Consider the following 21,289-nt stretch of genomic DNA (forward strand, 5'->3'; position numbering starts at 1 on the left):
CCGGCAGAGTTCGGTGGTATTGGCCCGAGGATCACCCCACACCCGATCAGGAGATCGAGCCAGGCGGAGCAATGGCAATAAACTCCGACCTGCCCCCTCAGCACGTCAGAGCCCAGACCATCGAAATAACAGGCATGGAAACCCGGCAGCGTGGCAGATTCAGCGCTCAAGGGCGCATCCAGCCCGGCACCAGGCGAGCCAGGCGCTGCCTGGATCGCGGTCTCATCCGCCCTGGGATCTTGCAGGTGGTGTTGTGGACTTTCAGCCCGTTCCGGTCAGCCTGGATATGGCTGCCGCTCTCCATCACCGCGCCGCATTCGACCAGGGCCTTTCGCGGATCCTGCGCCTGCCCCGGATAGCCCGGGACAGGGACGGGGCAGCGCCCCTCCTATTCCCGGTATTCCGGCTGCTGCGCCCAGGTCCAGGCATCACCGATCATCTGCCGCAGGGTGGAGCGTTTCGGCTCCCAGCCCAGTTCCTGAACTGCCCTGGCCGAGCCCGAGACCAGCGCCACCGCGTCGCCCGGGCGGCGCTCGCCCTGGATGATCGGCACCTCCCTGTTGGTGACGGTGCGGGCGGCATCGATCACCTCGCGCACGGAAAAACCTTTGCCCGTGCCCAGGTTGAACGCCCGGGTGCCCTTGCCGTCCAGAAGCCATTTCAGCCCCAGCACATGGGCATCGACCAGATCCGAGACATGGACATAGTCGCGCACGCAGGTGCCGTCGCGGGTGGCGTAATCGGAGCCGAAGACGGTCAGCGCAGGACGCTTGCCCGCCACCGCCTCCAGCATCAGCGGGATCAGATGCGTCTCGGGCTGGTGCTGTTCGCCCAGCTGCCCCTCGGGATCGGCACCCGCCACGTTGAAATAGCGGAAAATCACATGGTTCAGGGGATAGGCCGCCGCGAAATCGCCAAGCATATTCTCGATGGCTTTTTTCGAGCCGCCATAGGCATTGATCGGATATTGCGGCGTGGTCTCGGTCAACACCACCCCATCCTGATCGCCATAAGTGGCGCAGGTCGAGGAGAAGACGAAATTGCCGATCCCGGCCGCAACCGTTGCCTCGATCAGGTTCAGCGCGCCCTCGATATTCACCCGCCAGTATTTGCCGGGATCCTTCATCGACTCGCCCACCAGTGACAGCGCCGCGAAATGCATCACCGCAACCGGCCGGTGTTCGGCCAGCGCCGCATCGATCGAGGCGCGGTCCAGGAGATCCCCCCTGGCCAGCGGCCCGAACTTTACTGCCTCGGCCCAGCCGGTCGAGAGATTGTCGAAAGCCACCGGCAAAAACCCGGCCCGTGCCAGCGCCTTACAGGCATGCGACCCGATATACCCGGCACCACCCGTCACAAGAACGCGGTCCATCAGATGTCCTTTGCGAAACTTATCCGCCCGATGCCTAGCGCGCAGAGGACGCAAAAGCCAGAAAGTCCGGACCGGAAGCGGAGCAGATATGCGAGGCTGGTCCATTCAGGGCCAGACTGCCTGTCACGAGTATGCGGCCCGGTAGCGTCGGGCCAGCGCTTCGGGTAAAATCAGACCGATATCAGCCCTTTGCCCTCTGGCCGAGCCCCGGACCACAATCCGATGCACAGCGCGGTGTGCGGACGATTGAAGTGACAGGACAGCGCCCGGCCTCACGACGGTGCACTTGACCTGAAGGCACGACTCGGTGACCGGGCTTTGGAATATGCCCCGAGGGTGGTGCCCGGTCGGGAATTGCATGGCCCGCGCCGCGGGCCTTCAGGGCCATGAAGACCGCTTTCACCCGTTGGCCTCGGATCTGTGCGCCAGCGGCAGTGCATCAATGGTCGCAATCGCAGAGTTGTCGGTCGGCCGATCCCCATCGGTTTCACCCGGTCGGATTTCGAGAGCGGGAGATTGCCATCGCAATCGATGGCCAGCATGGGCCCGGGCGACATTAACACGCACATCAGGCCCGCTTTTCTGACATACCGCGCCCTGGCCGCCCAGATCAGACCAACCCCCGAGGCGCGAAGGCGTCCGGGACACCCGGGGCTGTTCTGCCTTCCACTCCATGAAGCGAACCAGCCTATCGAACCGTGAAACAAACACCTGAGGAACTCTATGCAGCCACACCATAAAAGCGTGTGTCCTGTGCCCCATAAGCACATATGTCCGGATCAAAGTCAGCGGGCAGCTCCAAGGATCAGATCGGCGGCTTTTCCGCAATCATGAAAACGGCCGCCTGGGTGTTTCCGGCAACCACTGTCGGCATCACAGATGCGTCGGCAATTCGCAGCCCTGCCAGACCGTGCAGCTTCAGAGACGAGTCAACCACAGCCATCGGGTCGGTGCCCATCTTTGCCGTACCGGCATTGTGATAGATGGTCTGGTCGTTCCGGCGGGTGAACTCGTCCCGATCGGCCTCATTTGCGCAATCCGGGCCCGGGCTCATTTCATGCGCGACAGAGGGCACCAGCGCTTTTTGTCCGACGATGTCACGCGCGATCTGCATGCCGCGGCGCATGACGATCAGATTGGCCGGTGAAGAGAGGTAGTTTAGAGCGATTGCCGGCTGCGCATATGGATCAGCGGAACGGATATGACTGGAGCCAACGCTTTCCGGGCGCAACTCGGTGACGCCGATCGTCATAGCAGGCTGATGATCCAGTATCCGCTTTGCTGCATCGACGAAGCTTGCCACGGGGATGGTAGATGACGCGATCGCTCAGGCCGGGTTCCGGCACACCCGAATACATCCAGTTAACACCCTGGGCCTGAAACAGCTTGCCCATCGCCCAGGGGATATGGATCCACGGATTGCGGTCTTCTCCCCCGGCCTCGACCAGGGCAACCCGGATCGAGGGATCCTCGGTCATCCGGGCGACGACCACGGCTCCAGCAGACCTTGCCCCGACCACGATGTAATCGGAGATTTCTCCTCCCAGAGACATATTGTCCTCCACAGAACGGCCCGTAAAGCCGTCTGTAAACATCAACGGCCGGGCTGATATGGCCCACCGTCACTTCGATCAGGCGCGCGACATCGCCATCTGCGATGGCGCTGATATACCCCCACTGCCGCTGCAAGGTGATGTCGCGCGCGCCGCTCAGGGCCTTCAGCACCATATCGGTCCTTGGAGAAACGATCAGACGGATCGTTTTCTGGCACTCGCCATAACTGCAACCCGGGTCATGATTGCGGCGTTTCCGCAGTGCTGAGCTGATCGTTCCAAGGAGCCCCATGGCCATGGGCCGCGACTATGCAATTCCGCCGTGTATATCAGGGGTTGCGGCCCACTCCCGCACCATGCTCAGGAATGCTGTGAACCCCGCCGAAGGGTTGCGGCGGCCGGGATAGTAGAGGCTGAAGCCGGGGCGCGCGGGCGTCCATTCCGTCAGCAGGCGGATCAGGCGGCCTGCGGCGAGGTCTTCGGCCACGTCCTCTTCAAAGAAATAGCCGATCCCGGCGCCCTCCAGCGCGGCCGCGCGGGCGATGGCGCCCTCATCCAGCGTCAGGCGGCCTTTGGCCTCGAACAGCACCTGCACGCCCTCCTTTTCAAATGGCCAGCGCAGCAGCGCGCCATTTGGAAGGCGGATGCGGATGCAGTGCTGTGGCGCCAGATCGGCGGGAGATTTCGGAGCCGGATGATGGGCCAGCCAGCCGGGTGAGGCCACCACGGCATGGCGCAGCGGCGCGCCGAGCGGCAGCGCGATCATGTCGCGCGGCACCAGATCGGCGGGGCGCAGACCCAGATCAAAGCCCTCGGCGACAATATCGACCAGCCGCCCCTCGGTCACCAGATCGATCTGCATCTCAGGGTAGCGGCGCAGAAAGGCCAGGACGAGCGGCGCGACCGCCCGCCCGGCCTGCACCGAGGCATTGATCCGCAAAAGGCCGGAAGGTGTCTCGCTTTGCGACCGCGCGCCATCCATCGCGGCGCGGATTTCGGCCAGAGCAGGTGTGACGCGCGCCACAAAAGCCCGCCCGGCATCGCTGAGCGAGACGCTGCGGGTGGTCCGGTTGAATAGCCGCACGCCGAGGCCAGCCTCCAGCCGCCCGATCATATGCGACAGCGCGGTGGTCGATATCCCCAGATCCAGCGCCGCTGCGCGAAACGATCCGCGCCGCGCGATAGCCAGAACCGCTTCCAGCCCGTTCAGCCCGATCTCCGCCATTAGCCCGATCCTGTCATCATAAGATGCCAGTTTATCCCGATTATCCGCAGATCCGTCGAGGCCTATATTGCTGCCAGACCAGACAGGAGCATGTGATGAACCTTCCCGCCCCGATCCACACCTACTTCACGGCGCAGGCCCCCCAGGACGGCGACGCTTTGGCGGCAAGTTTCGCGCCGGATGCCATTGTCCATGATGAAGGGCATATCCACTGCGGCCCAAAGGCGATCCGCGCCTGGTGGCTGGCCGCCCATGCGAAATACCGCCAAAGCGCCGCGCCGCTTGAGCTGAGCGAAGCCGATGGCAAGGCGACGGTTCGCGCGCGCGTGACCGGCGATTTTCCGGGCAGCCCGGCGGTTCTGACCTTCACCTTCGGGCTGACGGGCGATCAGATCAGCGATCTGAGGATCGGCTGATGGGCGGGTTTCTGACGTTGCAGGGCAAGCGCGCCCTGATCACCGGTGGCACCCAGGGGGCCGGTGCGGCCACGGTCGCGCTGTTCCGGGAGCTTGGGGCGACAGTGCTGACCACCGCCCGCAGCCAGAAAGGCGATCTGCCGGACGAGATGTTCGTCGCCGCAGACCTGACCACGCCGAAAGGCTGCGAGACAGTCGCCGATGCTGTGCAGAACCGGATGGGCGGCGTGGATATCATCATCCATATGCTCGGAGGTTCCTCCGCTCCGGCGGGCGGCTTTGCCGCGCTGGACGAGGCTGAGTGGCAGTCCGCGCTTGATCTGAACCTGATGCCCGCCGTGCGGCTCGACCGGGCCTTGCTGCCGGGAATGGTGGCGCAGGGGTCGGGCGTGGTGATCCATGTCACCTCGATTCAGCGCGCGCTGCCATTGCCCGAGGCCACCACAGCCTATGCAAGCGCCAAGGCTGCTTTGTCGGTCTATAGCAAGAGCCTCTCGAAAGAAGTGTCCCCGAAAGGCGTGCGGGTGCTGCGCGTGGCCCCGGGCTGGATTGAGACCGAAGCCTCGACCCGGCTGGCCGAACGACTGGCGGCCGAAGCGGGCACCGATGTCGAGGGCGGCAAACAGATGATTATGACCGCGCTTGGCGGCATCCCGCTTGGCCGGCCCTCCACCCCGGCCGAGATCGCCAACCTGATCGCATTCCTCGCCTCTGACCGTGCCGCCTGCATCACCGGGGCGGAATATGTGATCGACGGCGGCACGGTGCCAACCGCCTGATCCGCGCAGATAAGGGGCAGATGCTACCCGGCATCTGCCCCCGCCTGATCATACAAAATCTGGCTTTGCAGCACCTGATCGACATTGGCCTCGGCCCAGATCCGCAGCGCATCCACCAGATGCGACAGCGAGTGGCCAAGCGGGGTCAGCGTATATTCCACCTTCGGAGGAACGGAGGCGAATACCTTCCGCTGCACGATACCGTCCCGCTCCAGCGCCCGCAGGGTCTGGGTCAGCATCTTCTGCGATACGCCCTCAATACCGCGACGCAACTCGCCAAAACGTCTGGTGCCGCCCATCAGAAGGCCGACCACCAGCACCGCCCATTTGTCGGAAATACAGTCCAGGACTTTCCGCGTAGGGCATGTTGCCTGAAACACATTCCAGGCCGGGCGATCGGGCATGTCCATTGGTTACCTTTAGGTAGCTATAGCACAAAAAGGTGCTTTCTTGCGGAAAAATACCAGAGCACCTAGCTCCGGTGCAAGCTTTCACCCCGTTCAGGCGAGACATTCATGAGCACCGAGACCATCGACATCACCCGCCGGTACTTTGCCGCCGTGGCAGCAGGCGACATTCCCGCTCTGACCGATCTTCTGGCAGAAGATCTGGGCTGGCATCAGCCGGGCCGCAGCAGCCTCTCCGGCAAATATACCAGCCGCGATGCCGTCTTCGGGCTGATCGGCGCCTTCATGCAGCGCAGCGGTGGCAGCTTTGCCATCGACAGGGTCGGAACCTTTCTGGCGAATGGCGATCTGGTTGCGGCGACTGTGCATTTCCGCGCCAGCCGTGAGGGCGCCGAAATGGCGATGAACGGTATCGACCTTCTCCGGATCGAGGGAGGCAGGATCCGCGAAGTCTGGCTGTTCTCAGAAGATCAGGCCGCCGAAGACCGGTTCTGGGGCTGACGTAGCAGATCAAAGGCCCTGAAGCCCGCCGGAAATCCGGTGAGGGACGGGTTCAGGTCACAACGGCTTGGGGCCCGTTTTTTGGTGCCGCTGTCTCATCGCAGGTCCTCGCCCCACAAGCAGGCATCCGATTGCGGCGACTTGAATGGCGGCGACGCAGAGGAACAATGCCTCAGTGCCTGCCGTATCGCCCGGGCGCAGCAATCCGAATGCAGCCGGGGCAAAGGCATAGCCTGCCTGACCGATGGCGACGATCAGCAGCACCACGCGGGCGGTCACGGCCGGGGAAAACTCCTGCTGCGCGATCAGGGGCGGCAGCGATGTCGCATTGCCGATCCCCAGACCGAACAGCGCGATGCCGAGGAACAGCCACAGACAAGCATCACCTGCGGCCAGGATGAACAGAAGCGAGCCGGTCACCTGCACGCCGTAGCTGGCGCAGGCGACCAGCCTGCGGTCGGCGGTCGCGGGCATCAACCAGCCGACCATCGACCGCCCAAGGATCGCGGCGAGGGTGGCACCCGCCATCGCAAGGCCCGTCATCCCCTCGCCCAGCACCGGAACCAACAGCGAGAAAAAATGCGCCAGCAGCCCGATCTGGGCGAAAAGACCCAGCATCACGCCCGCAGCCAGGGTCAGGAATTTGCGGTCGCGCAGGAGGGATCTGCGCGCCGGGGCCCTGGTCGGAACGGTCTGCGGGCGCGGGGACTCGGAGCCATCGGGGTTTTGCCCCATGCTGTCGGGTGTGTGCCGGAACACCAGCACGGCCAGCATCCCGACCACGACAACCATGACCCCGCCAATGGTCAGCGCAGCCGGGACAAAGCCGATGCCCACGATCAGCGTGATCCAGAGCGGTGAGAAGAGGACGCCGCCAAGGCTTGCGCCGTTATAGGCCATGCCCAGGGCGGCAGGACGGCGCAGGCTGAACCAGGGCGCGATCAGCGCATTCACCGCAGCGGCCCCCATCGCCACCCAGCCCGCGCCGCTCGCCAGCGCCGCGAGGAACAGCTGCCAGGGATGCGCGGCCAGCGCCCAGCCAAGAATACCGATGGCGAGCAATCCCGCCCCGGTCACGGTCACAACCGGTACCCCGATACGCCGGTAAAGCCGCGGTAAATTGGCCACCACCCCGGCCCCGAACAGGAAATGCACCGTCACCGCAGCCGAGACCATCGCCACCGGCCAGCCGGTCCGCGCGACGACTGCGTAAAGAAACACCGGCGGGCCGTAGAATCCCACGCCCCAGCCGAAAATGGCGAGGAGGAAAGTGGCAGCGACGACATGCCAGCCAAAGAACGGACGGGCAGTTCGGGCAGGCAGCGGCATGGTCGAAACTCCCGGTGATGTCATGCCCGTTATGCCCGCAACCCGGACCGGGATGCTTCGGTGAAACCCGAAGCATTCAACAACGATTTGTGCCAGACTGCCCCGCAACCGGAGGCCCCCATGTCCACATCGAACCGCATTGCCGAAGTGGCCGCCGCCGTGGGCGAGCCTGCGCGCGCCGCCATGCTGGCGGCGCTGATGGACGGGCGCGCCCTGACGGCCACAGAACTGGCCGAAGTCGCCGCAATCACGCCGCAGACGGCCACCTGGCCCGGCTGGCCTCGGTCGGGCTGATCACGGCGGAAAAGCAGGGACGCCACCGCTATCACCGCCTTGCCAGTGCCGGGGTCGCGCGGATGATCGAAAGCGTCATGCAGATCGCGGGAGGCATCTCGTTGGCCCGGCCCTTACCCCGTATCGGCCCCAGGGACGCGGCCCTGCGGCAGGCACGCACCTGCTATGACCATCTCGCGGGGGCGCTTGGCGTCAGCATCGCCGATGCCCTGCACACCAGCGGGGCGGTCGAAATCGAAGGCGATGCCGCTGCGCTGACCGGAGCCGGTCGCGCGCAAATGCAGGCGCTCGGCATCCTCACACCCGCCGGTGGCACCCGTCCGGTCTGCCGCCCCTGTCTGGGCTGGAGCGAGCGCCGCCCGCATCTGGCCGGTGCCCTGGGCGCCGCAATCTGCAGCCATGCGCTGGATCAGGCCTGGGTCCGGCGCCGCGCAGGCACGCGGGCGCTGGAGATTACGCCTGCCGGAAGGATCGGGTTCAGGCAGGCCTTCGGGGTCGAGACCATTGGCGGCTAAGTCGGCCTAGCGCCACTGGCCTCCCGGCCCCGTTCGGCAGCTGATCCCGGATGGGCGGCAGCCGCGCCTGATCTGCGTCAACGCCGCCCGGCATGCCGCAGGCGTCGTCATTCCAAAGTATGGTGACGCCTCGCTGGCCCCGAAGCGCAAAGGCTGACAGTCTGATCCCTGCGGACCCTGATCCCGGAGGTGGAAGGTGACAGCTGACGGTAATCCCGGTAATCCGACGCCGCTCCGGCAGGTGGCCGGGCTGGCCCGCGACGTTTCGGCGGGGCTGATAGGCCATCACGTCCTTGTCGAGCGGCTGATGATCGCGCTGCTGACCGGCGGTCATGTGCTGATCGAGGGGCCGCCTGGCCTGGCCAAGACCCGCGCAGTGAAGCGGGTTGCGCAGGGGCTGAGCGGCGGCTTCGCCCGCATCCAGTGCACGCCTGACCTGATGCCCTCGGATATTGTCGGCACCCAGATCTTCCGCCCCGATGGCGGTCGTTTCGACTTTCAGCCGGGGCCGGTGTTTCACGATCTGGTACTGGTGGATGAAATCAACCGCGCGCCGCCCAAGGCCCAATCCGCGCTGCTGGAGGCCATGGGCGAGGGCCAGGTGACGACTGCGGGGGTCACCCGCCGCCTGCCGGATACATTCATGGTGGTCGCCACGCAGAACTCGATCGAGCATGAGGGCACATTTCCGCTCCCCGAGGCGCAGCTTGACCGCTTTCTGCTGCATCTGAACCTCGGATTGCCCGATGCCACCACCGAACGCGCCATCCTGGATCTCGTCGAGAGCGAGGCCAGAGAAGCGCCGCCGCCGCCCGTCGACAAGCTGGACAGCGCGACGATCCGCGCCGCGCGGGTGGCTGTCGCAGACATTTTCCTTGCACCGGCGCTGAAGGATTTCATTGTCCGGCTGGTGGTGGCGACGCGGGAAACAGCGGGAGGCCCGCTGGAGGGGCTGATCGAACATGCCGTCTCGCCGCGTGGCACGCTTGCGCTCGCAGCGGGCGCACGGGCGCGGGCGGCGCTGCTGGGGCGCGACAATGCGCTGCCGGAGGATGTCGACGCACTGGCGGCCGATACGCTTTCGCACCGGCTGATCCCCAGCTGGCGGGCGGTGTCCGAAGGTCTCAGCCCCCGGGATCTTGTCGAGCGGTTGCTGGCCCATGTCCGTCCGTGGTGACCCGCCCCGCGCCAGCGCCGCTGCCGACCCCGCAGGGCTCAGCACCGGGCGGCTGATGGCGCTGGAACCGCTGGCGGCGAAAGAGCTGCGCGATGCGGCGAGCCTCGCTGAGCGCCCGGGCAATACAGCCACCCGCCGCCGGGGCAATGGCCATGAAATCCGTGAACTGCGCCCCTTTGCCGAGGGCGATGATCCTCGCCATATCGATGCCGCCGCCACTGCAAGAACCGGCGCGCCGCAGCTGCGCAGCTTTCATGAGGATCGCGAATATAATCTGATGCTGCTTGCGGATTTCCGGCGACCGATGCTCTGGGGAACCCGGGGCAGGCTGCGCTCGGTCGCGGCGGCAGAGACGCTGATGCTGGCAGGGTGGAAGGCCATTCTGGCGGGTGGTGCGGTCGGGGCAGCCGTGCTGACCGATGACGGGCCCCAGGTCCGGCTGCCCCGCCCGCGGCATCGCGGCATGGCAGGGGTGGCGGCCTGCCTCGCCGATGCCCATGCCGCAGCGCTGGAGCGGGCAGGCCCGGGGAAGGGAGAAAGCCTGGCGCTGGCCCCTGCCCTCGCGCAACTGGCCCGTCAGGTGCCCCGCGGCGCCGGCATCCTGCTTGCCACCGGGCTGGATCTGCCGGGTGAAGGGCTGGATGCCGCCCTTGCAGCCTTGCGCGCGCGTGGCCCGTTGCAGCTTTTGCTGATCGAAGACGCGGCGGAGACCGCGCCGCCCCCCATGGCGATGCCCTGTATCACCCGGGCCGGAGAGGCCTTGCATCTGCGCCTTGATCCGCTGCCCGCAGCGCGGGAAGCGCGGGCCGTGCGCTATCAGGTGCCGGGCCAGACCGTGCGCCGGATTTCCACTGCCGGATCATCGCCATGAATGACGATCTGCTTCACAGCCTGCATCCGCCGCGCCTGCCTGAGACCTTTGCCGCCCCTGGCGCAGGCGATTTTCTGGCCGGTTTTGGCCTTGGCCTGATCCTCGCCGCGCTGATCCTGACGCTGGCAATGCCCTTGCTGCGCCGCCGCCCTGCAGTGCCGCGCATGCGCGCGAGGCTTGCCGCAGCGGCAGCACTGCCCGAGGCGGAACGAAGCCTTGCCCTCGCCCGGATTGCAACCGCAACCGGATGCCCTATCCCCGAAGATCTGCGCCAGGATCTCTATTCCCGCAAAGGGGCCGATCCTGCCCGACTGGAGGCGCTGATCCGGCAGCGCAGGCGGCGGGCCGCCCCGTGATCACATTCGCCACGCCCCTCGCCCTTTTATTGCTGCCTTTGCCGCTGCTGGCACGGCTGCTGCCAGTGCAAAGCGGCGGAGGACAGGTGATGGAGCTGCCCGAAGGCATCGCCGCCGTCGCCCGCCCGGCCGAGGCGCCGGAGCATCACCGGTCGCTTTTGTTGCTGGCGCTGATCTGGGCCAGCCTCTGCCTTGCACTGGCCGGGCCCGAACGGGTTGTGCTGATGCCCGATCAAAGCGCCTCTGGCCGCGATATCATAATCGCGCTGGATATGTCGGGCAGTATGGCGACGCCCGATTTTGCGCTGGACGGCGCCACCGTCACCCGGCTTGAGGCGGTGAAACAGGTGGCGAAATCTTTCATCGCGGCGCGCGGCGGCGACCGGATTGGCCTCGTGGTCTTTGCCGACCGCGCCTATGTCGCAGCGCCGCTGACCTATGATCTGAAAGCGGTCAGCCGGGCGCTGGATGAGGCGGAGATCGGCCTGACCGGGCGTTCGACCGCGATTTCCGAAGGGCTTGGGCTGGCCCTCAGACGCAGCCTTGCCGAGGCCTCGGATGCCAGGGTGATCGTGCTGCTTTCGGACGGGCGCGAGACGGCGGACCGCACCGATGCGCGCCTTGTCGCCGGCCTTGCGGCAAAGGTCGGGGTGCGGATCCACACCGTCGCCCTTGGACCCGAGGATCTGGAGACCCGGCCCGCCGCCCGCGACGCGGTGGATGTGGCGATGCTGCGCGCCATTGCGCAAGAGGCAGGCGGCGAAACCTTCCGCGTGCGCACGACGGCCGATCTGCAGGCGATGGCCGGAGCACTTGACCGCCTGGAGCCTAACCCCACAAGGCGCCCGCCGGTCGAAGTGCCGTATCCGGTCTGGACCTGGCCCGCCGCGCTGGCCCTGCTGCTGACCCTGGTCGCTGGCTGGAGGCGATGGGGATGAGCGGCTTCCTGCTGTTGCGGCCCGCCTGGCTGCTGGCGCTGATCCCGGTTCTGACGCTGGCGGTCTTCGCGCTGCGGCGCAACCGGCGCGGGGCCTGGACGGCTGTCACGGATCCTGCGCTGATCCCGGTGCTCCTGCAACTGGGCTGGCTGCGCAACAGTGCGGGAAACCGGGTCATGCTGTTGCCCTTCATTGCTGCCGGTGTGACGGCCCTGGCGCTGTCGGGCCCTGCGGTGCCCCAGGCCGGCAGGACCGAATTGCGCGCGCTGGATCCGCTTGTTCTGATGCTGGACCTCTCGCCCTCGGTGGTCTCTGAGGCGCGAAACCTGTCAGACCTGCAGGCTGCTGCGGCCGGGCTGATCTCCGCAGCGGCGGGACGCCCCGTTGGCATGATGCTTTACACCGCCGATGCCTGGCTTGCCTCGGCGCCCACCACCGACAGCGATACTCTCCTCAGCCTGATCGGTGTTCTAGACCGCGAAACCGCACCGATTGCCGGCAGCCGACCGGATATCGCGCTGGCCATGGCGCGCGATCTGTTTTCGACAGCGGATGGAGAGGGACACAGCCTGCCGGGCGGTGTCGATCTGGTGCTTGTCACCGATGGCGGTGGCAGCGGCCCGCGCGCCACCGAGGAGGCAGCGCGCCTTGCCCATGATGGCGCCAGGGTCTGGGGGCTGGCCCTGACCCCTGCCGCCGCCGCGCCGGCTCAGGATGCGGCGGGCCTGGCAGCCATTGCCCGGGCCGGCGGCGGCGAGAGCTATGCATTTGCGGATATCTCGGGCCTTTCCACCGCGATCACCCGCGCCCGCAGTGCGAAACTGGCGCGCGAAGATGTCGCCGGCGCCGGGATGCGCGATCTCGGGCCATGGCTGCTGGTGCTGGCACTGGCCTGCCTGTTCCCGCTGTTCCTGAGGTGGCGCTGATGCGGATCGCCCTTTTCCTGTCCGGGCTTCTGGCCCTGATGCTGGCGGGTAAGGTGCCGCTGGCAAAGCTTTTGATCCTTGCGGGTCTGCCCGCTTTCGCCGTCCCCCTGCTGGAGGATCCCGCGATCCGGGGCGTCGCGCTCTATCAGGCGGGGGAGTATCAGGCCGCGGATGACGCCTTTCGCGCGGCGGGCCGGGTCTCGACCTATAACCGGGGCCTCTCGCTTGCGATGACCGGCGATCTGCCGCTGTCGCTTGCCTATTTCGATGCGGTCCTCTTCGCCAATCCCGCCGACAGTATCGCGCGCGAAAACCGCAATGCGGTCAATGCGCTGGTGCCCCCGCATCTGGGCGAGGCCAATGCCGCCGGGCGGATCGCCGCGAAAGTGATCGCCAGCCCGACCGGCGTCCCCTTTGACGAGATCAAGCGGCTGGGGAAACCGCTGGATGCCGGTGGCCGGGTCGCAGATGGCACCTGGCTTGAAAGCATCCAGGACGATCCCGGCGAGTTTCTGCGCCTCCGGCTCGAGGCCGAACATCTGCGCCGACTTTCGATGGGGCTGACCGCGCCGGATCAGGGGGACCCATGGTAAGACTGCTTGCTCTGATCCTTACGCTGCTGATGCTCCCCCTCGCGGCAGGCGCTGAGACCGGGCTGAAGCTGTCCATCCTGCGAGATGGCGATGGCCCGCAACCAGTGGTGGGTGAGATGATCCCCGTCATCATCCGCGCCGTTTACGACTACAAAATCGCCAATGAAAAGCTGGAGATCACGCCCAGCACGGCGTTCGACTGGATCCAGACCCATCCCGATGACTGGCATGAAGAGCGTATCGACGGCCTGCCGAAGATCGTGATGGAGCGCAGGCTGGCGCTCTGGCCAAAGCGCGCGGGGCCTTTGCAATTCGGCCCGGTGCGCCATCAGCTGACCATCATCAACAAACAAAGCCAGCGTGAGGATGCGACGGTGGTGGCGCCGCCCCTGCTGCTCTCGGTGGGAGAGTTTCCGGCGCTGAAAGGCTGGCATTTCGCGGCATCAGAGATTGAACTGACCGAAGAGCTGTCGACCGATGCGGCACATCTTGCCGATGGGGAAACGGTGACGCGGGTGATCCGGCTGCGGGTGGTTGATGCGCTGCCCGAACAGATCCCGCCCCGCCCTGTCGTGTCAGAAAACTGGCTGATCACCTTTGCCGCCCCCACAAGACGCGAGCTGGTCCGGACAGAGAGCGGGCCCGAGACCGAGGTGATCTGGTCCTGGCAATTCCGCCCCCATACCGGCGAGCCCGGCGTGCTGGAGCCGGTGAAGATCCCGTATTTCAACACCCGCTCGCGCCAGATCGAGACGGTCGAAATTCCTGCCCTCACCATCGGCTATGCCAGCTTCTACACCGGCCAGGTGCCGCGCGGGGTGATCGCCACGGGCCAGAGGCTGGCGCTGGCGGCCATGGTGGCGCTTGGGCTTGCATCAGGCTTTGGCCTTGCCGCCTGGCGACTGCGCCCGGATCGGAGCGGTCAGGCGCTGCGCCGGCTGCGGGCGCGCTATGGGCCGCCGGCGCTGATCCGCCGCTGGCAGGCCTGGCGCAAAGACGATCTTCTGACCCTGCGCCGCCTGCTGGGCGAGGCAGGCGCAGCGCCGGAAAGGCTCGCCCGGCTCGACTCGCAGATCTATGGGCGGCCGCCGGAATCGCCGGTCTCTGTGCCGCCGCCTCACACCTTTGGCTGAATTGTCCGGAGCCGGGACGCGTTCAATAGTGCAGATTGCAGGGCCGCTGTGGCCGGGGAGGAACATATCGTGACCTATGAGAATGTGAAAATCCATCCGGCAGTGGATGGCGGCGTGAAAAAGGGATCTGCCGGCTTCGGCGGCGGCACTTTGCATTGCAATTGTGCCAGCGACCGGGTCGAGGTGAAGGTCTCGGCGCAGACCGCGCATAACCATGTCTGCGGCTGCACCAAATGCTGGAAACCCGATGGATCAGTCTTCGCGCAGATCGCCGTTGTCGGGCGCGACGCGGTCAGCGTCACCGCCAATGAGGGCAAGCTGAAGATCGTGAATGAGGCCGCGCCGATCCGACGCCACGCCTGCACCGGATGCGGCGCGCATATGTATGGCCGGATCGAGAATAAGGAACACCCGTTCTACGGTCTCGATTTCGTGCATACCGAGCTTTCGGATCAGTCGGGCTGGTCAGAACCGCAATTCGCGGCCTTTGTATCCTCGGTGATCGAATCCGGTGTGGATCCGTCGCGGATGGAGGGCATCCGGGGCCGGCTGCGCGAACTGGGGCTGGAACCCTATGACGCGCTGTCGCCGCCGCTGATGGACGCGATCGCCACCCATGCCGCGAAAAAATCCGGCGCCCTCCCCGCCTGAGCGGATCCCTGGCGTCCGGCGCGGTGCAATACCCTCTCCGGACCGTGGATTTCTGCCCGAAACCCCGTCATGCCCCGGATCTGTCCGGCGGCGTGGCGTCACAAAGACAGCATGTTAAGGATCTGCCCCATGCGTACCCGTGCCGCCGTCGCTCTTGCTGCAGGCAAACCGCTTGAAATCATGGAAGTGAACCTGGAAGGCCCGAAGCGGGGCGAGGTTCTGGTGGAGATCAAGGCCACGGGGCTTTGCCATACCGATGAATTCACCCGTTCCGGCGCGGATCCCGAAGGGATCTTCCCCTGTATCCTCGGCCATGAGGGCGCCGGGATCGTGATCGAGGTCGGCGAGGGCGTGACGACGCTGAAGCCCGGCGATCATGTGATCCCGCTTTACACGCCGGAATGCCGGGAATGCTATTCCTGCCTGTCGGGCAAGACCAATCTCTGCACCGCGATCCGCAATACGCAAGGCCAGGGGCTGATGCCCGACGGCACCACGCGCTTCTCGCTGCTCGATGGCACGCCGGTCTATCATTACATGGGCTGCTCGACCTTTGCGAACCATACGGTGATGCCGGAGATCGCGCTGGCCAAGGTCCGCGATGACGCGCCGTTCGACAAGATCTGCTATATCGGCTGCGGCGTGACCACCGGCATCGGCGCGGTGATCAATACCGCAGGCGTCGAGATCGGCTCGACCGCGGCGGTGTTTGGCCTTGGCGGCATCGGGCTGAACGTGATCCAGGGCCTCAGGATGGCGGGCGCAGATATGATCATCGGCGTCGATCTGAATGACGATAAAGAGGAAATGGCGCGCAAATTCGGCATGACGCATTTCGTGAATCCCTCGAAGATCGAAGGCAGCGTGGTGCAGGAGATCGTCAATCTGACGAAGCGCGGCGCGGATCATCTTGGCGGTGTCGATTATTCGTTCGATGCGACCGGCAATGTCAAAGTGATGCGCGACGCACTGGAATGCTCGCATCGCGGCTGGGGTGTTTCCGTGATCATCGGCGTGGCGCCGGCGGGGGCCGAGATCTCGACACGGCCGTTCCAGCTGGTGACGGGACGGGTCTGGAAGGGCACCGCATTCGGCGGCGCGAAAGGCCGCCGCGATGTGCCGAAATTCGTCGACTGGTACATGGATGGCAAGATCGAGATCGACCCGATGATCACCCATCAGCTGAAGCTGGAAGAGATCAACCATGGTTTCGATCTGATGCATGAGGGCAAGTCGATCCGGGCGGTCGTGGTCTATTAAGGACAACCGGCCAGAGACCGCCCGCCCCTACGGGGGCGGCGGGCTAAGGCAGAAATATTCCAGGCAAAAGGAAAGGGGCGGAGACAGAGCAGCATGAAGACCATTTCAGAGAACGCCGCTTTTGCCGGCGTGCAGGGCGTTTATGCGCATGGCTCGGATGTCTGCGGCTGTGAGATGACCTTTGCCGTGTACCTGCCCCCGGCAGCCCGCATCCGGAACGTGCCGGTGCTCTGGTTCCTCTCGGGCCTGACCTGCACCCATGAGAATGCCATGACCAAGGCCGGGGCACAGAAATGGGCCGCCGATGCCGGTATCGCGCTGATCTTCCCCGATACCAGCCCGCGCGGCCCGGGGGTTGCCAATGACGAGGCCTATGATCTGGGCCAGGGCGCCGGCTTTTACGTCAATGCAACTGAGACGCCATGGTCGGCGCATTTCCGGATGTGGGACTATATCGTCCATGAACTGCCGGCGCTGGTCTTCGACAGGTTTCCGCTGGATCGTGAACGCCAGGGCATCACCGGTCATTCGATGGGCGGTCATGGCGCGCTGACCATCGCCATGACCCATCCCGAGACCTATGCCTCGGTTTCGGCGCTGGCGCCGATCTCGAACCCGGTCGCAAGTGACTGGGGCAGAAAGCAGTTCACCGCCTATCTCGGTCCGGATGAGGCTGGCTGGGCCCGCCATGATGCCAGTATCCTGATGTCCGAGAGGGGCTTTCCCGGGCCGGTCATGATCGACCAGGGCGCGCGCGATCAGTTTCTGGATCTGCTGAAACCCGAGGCGCTGCTCGCCGCGGCCACGGCGCGGCGTCAGCCGCTCCGCTTCCGGCTTCTTGACAGTTATGACCACAGTTATTTCTTCGTATCCAGCGTGATGGAGGATCACATCCGTTTCCACGCGGAGCGGCTGGCCGAAGCCTGACCCATGCTGACATCGTCCTGAGGAGGAAACCAAATGTCCGCCACCCTGCGCGCCGCTCTGATGGCGGCATTGCTGCCCTGGCTGTCTCTGCCGGCATTTGCCGAAGGGGATCCGGCCAAGGGCGAGAAGTCTTTCAAGAAATGCATGGCCTGCCATACGGTGGCCGCAGATGGTCCCTCAAAGGCCGGGCCCAATCTGCATGACGTTGTCGGCCGCAAAACCGGCACGCTGGAAGGATTTGCGTATTCGACGGTCATGCGCACAATGGGAGAAGAGGGCCATATCTGGACCCCGGAAGAGCTGGATCTCTTTCTTGAAAACCCGAAGAAAATGGCGCCAGGGACCAAGATGACCTTTGCCGGGCTGAAAAAGCCCGAAGAGCGGGCCGATGTGGTCGCCTATCTGATCAGCCTGCATCCCGAGGGTGTTGCCGCCGGCGAGGCGGCACCCGGAGCGGCGCCGGATGCGGAGCCCGACGCCGCATCTGAGGCGACCCCGGCCGAATAATAACCGCGCCTCAGGCATCACGTGTTAAGCAGGAAAGGCCATATCCATGAACGGGTGTGGCCCTTTCATTTCTGGCACCGCGACAGTGGCAGACACCGGCTCATACTTTGGTCGCAGGGGAGTGGCGGCCTCGTTGACAGAACCGATCTCAGGTCGCTTCATAAGAAAGATATAAGAATCCACCGCCATATCCCCGGAGGAGATCGGGAGAAGCGGGGAGTGCCAGCGAAACCGCGTTCCGGGAGGATGACCATGAGAGCGAAGCTATTAGGACTTGCAGCAGGTTTGCTGACAACTGTGGCCGCACCGGCATTTGCCAATGACTCGGTGACGGAAGGTATCAAGAATTCGGGCCAGCTGGTTACCCAGCTGCTGAACTATGCCGGGACGCGCTATTCCGAACTCGGCGATATCACCAAGGACAATGTCGGCGACCTGCAGGTGGCCTGGACGTTCTCGACCGGAGTACTGCGCGGTCATGAGGGCGCGCCCCTGGTGATCGGCGATGTGATGTATGTCCATACGCCCTTCCCGAACAATGTCTATGCGCTTGACCTGAAGAATGACGGCAAAATCCTGTGGCGCTATCACCCGCAGCAGAATTCTGACGTGATCGGCGTGATGTGCTGTGACACCGTCAATCGCGGTCTTGCCTATGGTGATGGCATGATCTTCCTCAGCCAGGCCGATACCACGCTGGTCGCGCTGGACGAAAAGACCGGCGAAGTGAAATGGTCGGTGGTCAATGGCGATCCGGCCAAAGGCGAGACCTCGACCGCAACGCCGCTGATCGTGAAAGACAAGGTGCTGATCGGCATTTCAGGCGGTGAATATGGCGTGCGTGGCCATATGACGGCCTATAATATCGCTGACGGCAAAATGGCCTGGCGCGCCTATTCGACCGGCCCGGATGCCGAGATGCTGGTCGATCCCGAAAAGACCATGGTCCTTGGCAAGCCGATCGGCGCCGACAGCTCGCTGAATTCCTGGGAGGGGGACCAGTGGCAGATCGGGGGCGGCACCACCTGGGGCTGGACCACCTATGACCCCGAGCTGAACCTGATCTATTACGGCACCGGCAACCCTTCGACCTGGAACCCCAGCCAGCGCCCGGGTGACAATAAATGGTCGATGACGATCATGGCCCGCGATGTCGATACCGGCATGGCAAAGTGGTTCTACCAGAAAACCCCGCATGACGAATGGGACTATGACGGGGTGAATGAAAACATCCTGGTCGACAAGGAAATCGACGGCACCATGCGCAAGCTGCTGGTCAATTTCGACCGCAACGGCTTTGCCTATACGATGGATCGCGAATCCGGCGAGCTGCTGGTGGCAGAGAAATATGACCCGGCGGTGAACTGGGCGACCGAAGTCGATATGAACAAGGATTCGGAAACCTATGGCCGGCCACTGGTCGTGGCAGAATACTCGACCGCGCAGAATGGCGAAGACGTCAATTCGACCGGCATCTGCCCGGCGGCGCTTGGCACCAAAGACCAGCAGCCGGCGGCCTATTCGCCAAAAACCGGGCTGTTCTATGTGCCCACCAACCACGTCTGCATGGATTATGAGCCGTTCCGCGTCAGCTATGCCGCAGGCCAGCCCTATGTCGGCGCAACGCTTTCGATGTTCCCGGCACCGGACAGCCATGGCGGCATGGGGAACTTCATCGCCTGGGATGCTGTGAAGGGCGAGATCAAATGGTCGCTGCCCGAGCAGTTCTCGGTCTGGTCCGGTGCGCTTGCCACCTCGGGTGATGTCGTCTTCTACGGCACGCTGGAGGGCTACCTGAAGGCGGTCGACTCCGAGACCGGCAAAGAACTTTACAAGTTCAAAACCCCCTCGGGCATCATCGGCAATATCTTCACCTATAAGAGCGGCGACAAACAATATGTGGGCGTTCTCTCGGGTGTGGGGGGCTGGGCTGGCATCGGTCTCGCGGCAGGCCTGACCAATGCAACCGAAGGTCTTGGGGCCGTTGGCGGCTATGCGGCGCTCTCGGATTACACCGCGCTCGGCGGCCAGCTGACTGTCTTTGCCCTGCCGAACTGAACCGGTCTCTCTGAAAACAGCCTGCGCCGCCCCACCCGGGCGGCGCATTCATTTTGGCAAGGTCCGGACCGCACCCAGAGGCGAAAACATCGGGGGGTCGCAGCCCGTCAGACTAAAGTCTGAATTGCTCTGCGGCCCGCGCGGTCTAGGCTTTTCTTAACGTCTTGGGAGGACAAACCGATGAAAGCTGGCATGCCGCTTCTGGCATTCGCGACATTTTTTGCCACCGCAGCCGTCGCCGAGGAGCCTAATGTCGAAGCGGTCACCAATGACGGTATCCGCTGGTTCAACTCTGACGACACCCCCACCTATAAGATCGAGGCGGATGGAACCGTCGACTGGCCGACCTTCTCGGGCTATCGCCGGTATCAGGCGGAATGCCATGTCTGTCACGGCCCGGAAGGCGAAGGCTCCACCTATGCGCCGGCGCTGAAGGCCTCTGCCCTGCGGATGGATTATTATGACTTTATCGGGGTGGTCGCCAGCGGCCGCAAGAATGTCGGCGCCGCCGATAACCAGGTGATGCCCGCTTTCGGAACCAATCCGAATGTGATGTGCTATCTTGATGATATTTATACCTATCTGCGCGCGAGAGGCACCGATGTTGTGCCGCGTGGCCGCCCCGCCAAGAAAGAAGCCAAGTCCGATGCCTATGCCGAGGCCGAAAAGGCCTGCATGGGGGGCTGAGATGCGCGCGGCCCTTGCGGCGACGCTTTGTCTCTGGCTGACGGCGCCCGCCATGGCGCAGGTGGCCGATCTGGTGGACCGCGACGCCTTTCGTGTCTGCGCCGATCCGGCGAATGTGCCGCTGTCATCAGAGGATGGCAGCGGTTTTGAAAACCGCATCGCAGAGCTCTTTGCCAAAGAACTGGATGTCCCGCTGCAATACACCTGGTTTCCCCAGGTGACCGGCTTTCTGCGCCAGACGCTCAGCATCGGAAAATGCGATGTGGTGATCGGCTTTGCGCAGGGTGATGAGATGGTGCTGAACACCAATCATTATTACACCTCGACCCATGTTCTGGTGGTGCGCGCTGATGGCGATCTCGCCTCGGTCGAGAGGCTGACGGATCCGGCGCTGCAGGGCAAGCGCCTGGGGGTGGTGGCCGGGGCGCCGCCGACAACGCATGTCGCGCGGCTTGGCATGATGAAACTGGCGAAACCCTATGATCTGATGACCGACCGCCGCGTCGAGAACCCCGCCGGCGATATGCTGCGCGATGTTGAGGATGGCGTGACGGATGGCGCCCTTTTGTGGGGACCGATCGGCGGCCCGCTGGCAAAAGGCAATCCCAAGCTGAAAGTGATCCCGCTGTTGCAGGAAGAGGCCGCGCCGCGCCTGTTTTTCCGCATCACCATGGGCGTGCGGGCCGGCGAGCTGACCTGGAAACATGAGCTGAACAGCCTGATCCGTCGCAACCAGGCCGGGATCGATGCCATCCTGCGAGAAGCCGGGGTGCCGCTGGTTGACGATTACGGCAAGGCGCTGAAGGCACCGTAA

26 protein-coding genes are annotated in these 21,289 nt (G+C 64.6%); 19 read left to right on the forward strand and 7 right to left on the reverse strand.

Translation table 11 applies throughout. The features are described from left to right. Window positions 1-388 precede the first annotated feature (388 nt). The 5 genes from galE to BLW25_RS20550 all read right to left on the reverse strand — a co-directional run bounded on the left by galE (window position 389) and on the right by BLW25_RS20550 (window position 4,150). The gene (galE, locus tag BLW25_RS20525; RefSeq protein WP_092904016.1) at window positions 389-1,375 is read right to left on the reverse strand and encodes a UDP-glucose 4-epimerase GalE; all 987 of its coding nucleotides are present in this window, start codon (window positions 1,373-1,375) and stop codon (window positions 389-391) included. A gap of 120 nt (window positions 1,376-1,495) precedes the next feature. Further along, window positions 1,496-1,732 (reverse strand): cupin domain-containing protein, encoded by a 237-nt coding sequence (locus tag BLW25_RS25415; RefSeq protein ID WP_092903656.1) that lies wholly within the window; start codon window positions 1,730-1,732, stop codon window positions 1,496-1,498. Between the two features lie 445 nt (window positions 1,733-2,177). Further along, entirely contained in the window at window positions 2,178-2,624 is a 447-nt protein-coding gene (locus BLW25_RS20535) for a GMC oxidoreductase (protein WP_092903658.1), read from the reverse strand. Further along, window positions 2,560-2,925: a GMC family oxidoreductase N-terminal domain-containing protein gene (locus BLW25_RS20540; protein ID WP_171909681.1), complete on the reverse strand. Its 366-nt coding sequence runs from the start codon at window positions 2,923-2,925 to the stop codon at window positions 2,560-2,562. The genes BLW25_RS20535 and BLW25_RS20540 overlap by 65 nt, the downstream gene beginning before the upstream one ends. 307 nt (window positions 2,926-3,232) lie before the next feature. Beyond that, window positions 3,233-4,150: a LysR substrate-binding domain-containing protein gene (locus tag BLW25_RS20550; protein ID WP_092903663.1), complete on the reverse strand. Its 918-nt coding sequence runs from the start codon at window positions 4,148-4,150 to the stop codon at window positions 3,233-3,235. A gap of 95 nt (window positions 4,151-4,245) precedes the next feature. Here BLW25_RS20550 and BLW25_RS20555 point away from each other — a divergent pair, with 95 nt between their 5' ends. Together BLW25_RS20555 and BLW25_RS20560 are read left to right on the forward strand one after the other, a co-directional pair. Next, window positions 4,246-4,566, forward strand: a complete 321-nt coding sequence (locus BLW25_RS20555; protein WP_092903665.1) for a nuclear transport factor 2 family protein — start codon at window positions 4,246-4,248, stop codon at window positions 4,564-4,566. Further along, on the forward strand, window positions 4,566-5,345 hold the full coding sequence (locus BLW25_RS20560; RefSeq protein ID WP_092903667.1) for an SDR family oxidoreductase: 780 nt from the start codon (window positions 4,566-4,568) through the stop codon (window positions 5,343-5,345). The genes BLW25_RS20555 and BLW25_RS20560 overlap by 1 nt, the downstream gene beginning before the upstream one ends. Window positions 5,346-5,368: 23 nt before the next feature. Here the strand turns inward: BLW25_RS20560 and BLW25_RS20565 are convergent, their stop codons facing one another. Next, entirely contained in the window at window positions 5,369-5,755 is a 387-nt protein-coding gene (locus BLW25_RS20565) for a winged helix-turn-helix transcriptional regulator (protein ID WP_092903669.1), read from the reverse strand. A 105-nt stretch (window positions 5,756-5,860) separates the two neighbouring features. Between BLW25_RS20565 and BLW25_RS20570 the strand changes: the two genes are divergently transcribed. Beyond that, window positions 5,861-6,253: a nuclear transport factor 2 family protein gene (locus BLW25_RS20570; protein WP_092903671.1), complete on the forward strand. Its 393-nt coding sequence runs from the start codon at window positions 5,861-5,863 to the stop codon at window positions 6,251-6,253. 57 nt (window positions 6,254-6,310) lie between these two features. On the opposite strand, the gene BLW25_RS20575 is transcribed toward BLW25_RS20570, so the two are convergent. Continuing rightward, window positions 6,311-7,582 (reverse strand): MFS transporter, encoded by a 1,272-nt coding sequence (locus BLW25_RS20575; protein WP_092903673.1) that lies wholly within the window; start codon window positions 7,580-7,582, stop codon window positions 6,311-6,313. Between the two features lie 120 nt (window positions 7,583-7,702). Between BLW25_RS20575 and BLW25_RS24770 the strand changes: the two genes are divergently transcribed. From BLW25_RS24770 to BLW25_RS20645, 16 genes are all read left to right on the forward strand, one after another. Further along, window positions 7,703-7,876, forward strand: a complete 174-nt coding sequence (locus BLW25_RS24770; RefSeq protein ID WP_216279451.1) for a helix-turn-helix domain-containing protein — start codon at window positions 7,703-7,705, stop codon at window positions 7,874-7,876. A 62-nt stretch (window positions 7,877-7,938) separates the two neighbouring features. Next, on the forward strand, window positions 7,939-8,391 hold the full coding sequence (locus tag BLW25_RS20580; protein ID WP_216279452.1) for a hypothetical protein: 453 nt from the start codon (window positions 7,939-7,941) through the stop codon (window positions 8,389-8,391). A 196-nt stretch (window positions 8,392-8,587) separates the two neighbouring features. Continuing rightward, the gene (locus BLW25_RS20585) at window positions 8,588-9,568 is read left to right on the forward strand and encodes an AAA family ATPase (protein WP_253188608.1); all 981 of its coding nucleotides are present in this window, start codon (window positions 8,588-8,590) and stop codon (window positions 9,566-9,568) included. Beyond that, window positions 9,552-10,439 (forward strand): DUF58 domain-containing protein, encoded by an 888-nt coding sequence (locus BLW25_RS20590; protein ID WP_092903675.1) that lies wholly within the window; start codon window positions 9,552-9,554, stop codon window positions 10,437-10,439. The genes BLW25_RS20585 and BLW25_RS20590 overlap by 17 nt, the downstream gene beginning before the upstream one ends. Next, complete coding sequence (locus BLW25_RS24100) at window positions 10,436-10,795, forward strand: hypothetical protein (protein WP_143040577.1); 360 nt, start codon at window positions 10,436-10,438, stop codon at window positions 10,793-10,795. The genes BLW25_RS20590 and BLW25_RS24100 overlap by 4 nt, the downstream gene beginning before the upstream one ends. Next, entirely contained in the window at window positions 10,792-11,733 is a 942-nt protein-coding gene (locus BLW25_RS20595; RefSeq protein WP_394328454.1) for a VWA domain-containing protein, read from the forward strand. Before BLW25_RS24100 ends, BLW25_RS20595 begins: the two co-directional genes overlap by 4 nt. Continuing rightward, a complete protein-coding gene (locus BLW25_RS20600) occupies window positions 11,730-12,659 on the forward strand; it encodes a hypothetical protein (protein WP_092903679.1) in 930 nt (309 codons plus the stop codon). The genes BLW25_RS20595 and BLW25_RS20600 overlap by 4 nt, the downstream gene beginning before the upstream one ends. Beyond that, complete coding sequence (locus tag BLW25_RS20605) at window positions 12,659-13,252, forward strand: tetratricopeptide repeat protein (protein ID WP_092903681.1); 594 nt, start codon at window positions 12,659-12,661, stop codon at window positions 13,250-13,252. Before BLW25_RS20600 ends, BLW25_RS20605 begins: the two co-directional genes overlap by 1 nt. Beyond that, window positions 13,246-14,385, forward strand: coding sequence for a BatD family protein (locus BLW25_RS20610; RefSeq protein WP_092903683.1), 1,140 nt, complete (start codon window positions 13,246-13,248; stop codon window positions 14,383-14,385). Before BLW25_RS20605 ends, BLW25_RS20610 begins: the two co-directional genes overlap by 7 nt. A 69-nt stretch (window positions 14,386-14,454) precedes the next feature. Further along, window positions 14,455-15,036 (forward strand): S-(hydroxymethyl)glutathione synthase, encoded by a 582-nt coding sequence (gene gfa / locus BLW25_RS20615; protein WP_092904020.1) that lies wholly within the window; start codon window positions 14,455-14,457, stop codon window positions 15,034-15,036. A gap of 129 nt (window positions 15,037-15,165) precedes the next feature. Continuing rightward, entirely contained in the window at window positions 15,166-16,296 is a 1,131-nt protein-coding gene (locus BLW25_RS20620) for an S-(hydroxymethyl)glutathione dehydrogenase/class III alcohol dehydrogenase (protein ID WP_092895544.1), read from the forward strand. Between the two features lie 93 nt (window positions 16,297-16,389). Then, window positions 16,390-17,223: an S-formylglutathione hydrolase gene (gene fghA, locus BLW25_RS20625; RefSeq protein WP_092903685.1), complete on the forward strand. Its 834-nt coding sequence runs from the start codon at window positions 16,390-16,392 to the stop codon at window positions 17,221-17,223. Window positions 17,224-17,256: 33 nt separating this feature from the next. After that, complete coding sequence (locus BLW25_RS20630) at window positions 17,257-17,730, forward strand: c-type cytochrome (protein WP_092903687.1); 474 nt, start codon at window positions 17,257-17,259, stop codon at window positions 17,728-17,730. Window positions 17,731-17,982: 252 nt separating this feature from the next. Next, a complete protein-coding gene (locus tag BLW25_RS20635; RefSeq protein ID WP_092903688.1) occupies window positions 17,983-19,788 on the forward strand; it encodes a methanol/ethanol family PQQ-dependent dehydrogenase in 1,806 nt (601 codons plus the stop codon). Between the two features lie 180 nt (window positions 19,789-19,968). Then, complete coding sequence (locus BLW25_RS20640) at window positions 19,969-20,475, forward strand: c-type cytochrome, methanol metabolism-related (RefSeq protein ID WP_092903689.1); 507 nt, start codon at window positions 19,969-19,971, stop codon at window positions 20,473-20,475. A 1-nt stretch (window position 20,476) separates the two neighbouring features. Next, complete coding sequence (locus tag BLW25_RS20645) at window positions 20,477-21,289, forward strand: substrate-binding domain-containing protein (protein ID WP_092903690.1); 813 nt, start codon at window positions 20,477-20,479, stop codon at window positions 21,287-21,289.

It is taken from the genome of Rhodobacter sp. 24-YEA-8 (assembly GCF_900105075.1).
Taxonomy (GTDB): Bacteria; Pseudomonadota; Alphaproteobacteria; order Rhodobacterales; family Rhodobacteraceae; genus Pseudogemmobacter.

Bases quoted from the DNA above. Each gene is read 5' to 3' on its own strand.
- BLW25_RS25415 (WP_092903656.1), bottom strand. From the start codon at position 1,732: ATGCAATTCCCGACCGGGCACCACCCTCGGGGCATATTCCAAAGCCCG.
- BLW25_RS20535 (WP_092903658.1), bottom strand. From the start codon at position 2,624: ATGACGATCGGCGTCACCGAGTTGCGCCCGGAAAGCGTTGGCTCCAGT.
- BLW25_RS20540 (WP_171909681.1), bottom strand. From the start codon at position 2,925: ATGTCTCTGGGAGGAGAAATCTCCGATTACATCGTGGTCGGGGCAAGG.
- BLW25_RS20550 (WP_092903663.1), bottom strand. From the start codon at position 4,150: ATGGCGGAGATCGGGCTGAACGGGCTGGAAGCGGTTCTGGCTATCGCG.
- BLW25_RS20555 (WP_092903665.1), top strand. From the start codon at position 4,246: ATGAACCTTCCCGCCCCGATCCACACCTACTTCACGGCGCAGGCCCCC.
- BLW25_RS20560 (WP_092903667.1), top strand. From the start codon at position 4,566: ATGGGCGGGTTTCTGACGTTGCAGGGCAAGCGCGCCCTGATCACCGGT.
- BLW25_RS20565 (WP_092903669.1), bottom strand. From the start codon at position 5,755: ATGGACATGCCCGATCGCCCGGCCTGGAATGTGTTTCAGGCAACATGC.
- BLW25_RS20570 (WP_092903671.1), top strand. From the start codon at position 5,861: ATGAGCACCGAGACCATCGACATCACCCGCCGGTACTTTGCCGCCGTG.
- BLW25_RS20575 (WP_092903673.1), bottom strand. From the start codon at position 7,582: ATGCCGCTGCCTGCCCGAACTGCCCGTCCGTTCTTTGGCTGGCATGTC.
- BLW25_RS24770 (WP_216279451.1), top strand. From the start codon at position 7,703: ATGTCCACATCGAACCGCATTGCCGAAGTGGCCGCCGCCGTGGGCGAG.
- BLW25_RS20580 (WP_216279452.1), top strand. From the start codon at position 7,939: ATGATCGAAAGCGTCATGCAGATCGCGGGAGGCATCTCGTTGGCCCGG.
- BLW25_RS20590 (WP_092903675.1), top strand. From the start codon at position 9,552: ATGTCCGTCCGTGGTGACCCGCCCCGCGCCAGCGCCGCTGCCGACCCC.
- BLW25_RS24100 (WP_143040577.1), top strand. From the start codon at position 10,436: ATGAATGACGATCTGCTTCACAGCCTGCATCCGCCGCGCCTGCCTGAG.
- BLW25_RS20600 (WP_092903679.1), top strand. From the start codon at position 11,730: ATGAGCGGCTTCCTGCTGTTGCGGCCCGCCTGGCTGCTGGCGCTGATC.
- BLW25_RS20605 (WP_092903681.1), top strand. From the start codon at position 12,659: ATGCGGATCGCCCTTTTCCTGTCCGGGCTTCTGGCCCTGATGCTGGCG.
- BLW25_RS20610 (WP_092903683.1), top strand. From the start codon at position 13,246: ATGGTAAGACTGCTTGCTCTGATCCTTACGCTGCTGATGCTCCCCCTC.
- BLW25_RS20620 (WP_092895544.1), top strand. From the start codon at position 15,166: ATGCGTACCCGTGCCGCCGTCGCTCTTGCTGCAGGCAAACCGCTTGAA.
- fghA (WP_092903685.1), top strand. From the start codon at position 16,390: ATGAAGACCATTTCAGAGAACGCCGCTTTTGCCGGCGTGCAGGGCGTT.
- BLW25_RS20630 (WP_092903687.1), top strand. From the start codon at position 17,257: ATGTCCGCCACCCTGCGCGCCGCTCTGATGGCGGCATTGCTGCCCTGG.
- BLW25_RS20635 (WP_092903688.1), top strand. From the start codon at position 17,983: ATGAGAGCGAAGCTATTAGGACTTGCAGCAGGTTTGCTGACAACTGTG.
- BLW25_RS20640 (WP_092903689.1), top strand. From the start codon at position 19,969: ATGAAAGCTGGCATGCCGCTTCTGGCATTCGCGACATTTTTTGCCACC.
- BLW25_RS20645 (WP_092903690.1), top strand. From the start codon at position 20,477: ATGCGCGCGGCCCTTGCGGCGACGCTTTGTCTCTGGCTGACGGCGCCC.